The organism is Streptomyces atriruber (assembly GCF_001418325.1).
GTDB classification, from domain to species: Bacteria; Actinomycetota; Actinomycetes; order Streptomycetales; family Streptomycetaceae; genus Streptomyces; species Streptomyces atriruber.
Map to the genome: position 1 here is coordinate 1 of NZ_LIPN01000637.1, position 2,510 is coordinate 2,510.

General features: G+C 72.2%; 2 protein-coding genes. Both read right to left on the reverse strand.

Going from position 1 to position 2,510, the window contains the following annotated elements:
• Positions 1-180: 180 nt before the first annotated feature.
• Complete coding sequence (locus AOK03_RS39560) at positions 181-1,536, reverse strand: vWA domain-containing protein (protein ID WP_055570164.1); 1,356 nt, start codon at positions 1,534-1,536, stop codon at positions 181-183.
• A gap of 73 nt (positions 1,537-1,609) precedes the next feature.
• Positions 1,610-2,510: PP2C family protein-serine/threonine phosphatase (locus tag AOK03_RS39565; RefSeq protein WP_167355704.1), on the reverse strand; the 901-nt coding region annotated here is incomplete at its 5' end.

The window sequence follows — 2,510 nt, forward strand, 5'->3', positions numbered from 1 at the left end:
CGGCGGGGGCGGCGGCGGTACGGCACCGGCCATGCGGTGACCGCAGACCTCGCACCAGTCGTCGGAACCCGACTGGTGTCCGTTCGGGCAGGTCGGCATGTCGGCGCTTCCCCCTCTCCTTCTCCGGCCCGAGGGCCGTACGTACTGCTGGTGATCCGTTCGCGGCGCCGGTGCGCCGCGCTACTGCTTCTTCACGCGAACGGTCTTCGTCGACCGTGTCTCGAGTGTCATCTCGTCGGCCTCGGCGACCTTCGCCTTCAATCGAACAGTACCCGCCGCGGCATCCACGACGTCCACCACCTTCGAAAGCAGTTTCGCCGTATCCGCGTTGCCCGAGGCACTCGCGAGCTGGACGGCGCGGCCCAGTTTGGCCGTCGCTCCGTCGACATCTCCCGATTTGCGGGCGTCCAGTCCCTGCTGGATCACTTGTGCCAGTTCCGCCTGGCCCGTGTAGTGCGCGACCTGCGGATTGATCGAGGTGGAGGCAGCCATGTCATCGGTCCACACCGCCCGCACCAGGCCCTGCGACAGCGTCTGCGCGCTGCCGTCCCCCTGCGGCACGACCAGCGAGACACGGGCCGCGAGCATCTCCTGACCCAGCTCGGCGCCCGGCACCTGGACACAGATGTGGTAGTCGCGCGACTCGTCGCCCCAGGAGCCCGTGGGGTAGTCCCCGGCGCGCGGTCCGGCCTCCGTGCGACGGTCCGTCAACTCCTCGACGGTGGGCGCCACTTGCTTGACGAACTTGATCTCCACGCCCATCGGCGTCCACAGCCGCAGACTGACGTCGGCGACCTCCTTGCCCATCGCCGCCTCCATCATCTCCGTGAAGTCGGCGGCGAGCCCGGCCGGGTCGGCGACGATGTCGGCGGTGCCGAGCAGCGCGGACGCTATCCCTGTGACCTCTTTCACCTCCCAGTCCGTGCCGACGCCGCGGGCGTCGCAGGTGAACCGGCCCGCGCACGCGTCGAGCGCGGCCCTGAGGTCGTCGGGCGACTCGTGTTCGTTGCGGCCGTCGGTGAGCAGGATGCCGTGCCGCACCGAGGACGCGGCGACGTCGGCGGAGGCCAGCAGGCGGTCCGCCAGGCGCAGCCAGGTGCCGATCGCCGTGCCGCCGCCCGCGCTCAGCCTGCGCAGCGCCTGCTTGGCCAGCTCACGGGTCTGCGGTCCCGCCACGGCGAGCCGGCCGCCGCCCGGATAGACCTCCTTGGCGACGTGGGTGCCGCCGATCACCGCGAAGTGCACGCCGTCGCGGAGCGCGTCGATCGCGGCGGCGGTGGCGTCCCGGGCGCCCCGCATCTTCGTCGGCGGATAGTCCATCGAACCGGAGCAGTCGACCATGATCGCCACGGCGGCGTCCGGACTCTGCCCCGCAGAGTAGAGGTGCGGTGCGCCGACCGCGGCCCCGATGGTCCCGCCGCCGGTCGAGGTGACCGTGGCGATGGCGTTGACCTCGCGCCCGCCGTCCGGAAGGTACTCGTTCTGGTAGACGTCGACCGAGAACTGCGGCACGTTCGACTTCGAGAAATTGGCCATGGAACTGCTCCCCCTCAGATCCTTCCGAACCTCAAGACCACACGTGCCGGTACGGCCCCCCGCCCGGCTCGCTCTAGGCCGATCCTGCCCCTTGCGGCACGAACGGGAACGGGACGACGGCCACTGTTACGTTGTCGTGGCCCCCGCCGTCCAGCGCGTGGCCGACCAGGACCTGGGCGCTGTGCAGCGGCCGGACCGCGGCGTCGGCGGGCACCGCGTCGGCCATCTCCTCGACGGCTTCCGCGTAGTTCCACAGCCCGTCCGTGCACACCACCACTACACCCGCACGGTCCGGCTTGAAGGAAGCGGTGTGCGGCTCCAGTTCGTACGCATCCGCGCCGAGCCACCCCGTGATGGCGTGCGCGCGCTCGTCGGCGTACGCCTCGGCCTCGTTCATCAGGCCCGCCGCGACCATCTGCGCGGCCCACGAGTCGTCCTCGGTCAGGCGGACGGTCGGGCCCTCCCGGTCGTCGGGGACCCAGTAGGCACGGCTGTCGCCGACCCAGCCGACGACGAGCAGGCCGCCCGCGACGACCGAGCCGACCAGGGTGCAGGCGGGCGCGTTCTGGTGCGGGCTGTGCTCGCGGGCCGAGGCGGGCTCGGCGGCGAGCGCGTTGACGGCGTCGGCGGCCGCGAGGATCGCCTCGTGCATCGCCTGCTGCGGGTGGGTGCCGCGCGGCAGCGAGTCCAGCAGCGTCTCGTTGGCGGCGCGGGACGCGGCGAGCGAGGCCTCGTCGGGGCGGGTCGCCGAGGAGACGCCGTCGCAGACGATCGCGACGACGGCGGGCGAGCCGTCGGGCAGCGCGGCCGTGGAGATCGCGAAGGCGTCCTCGTTGCGGTGGTGGCGCAGGCCGCGGTCGCTGACCGCGGCGACGGTGTCGAGCTCCTGCTCCATGTGGTCGCGCTCGCGGGGCTGGGCGTGCCCGCAGTTCTCGCAGTACCCGTCCGGGTCGACGCGGCCCGAGCGGCACGCC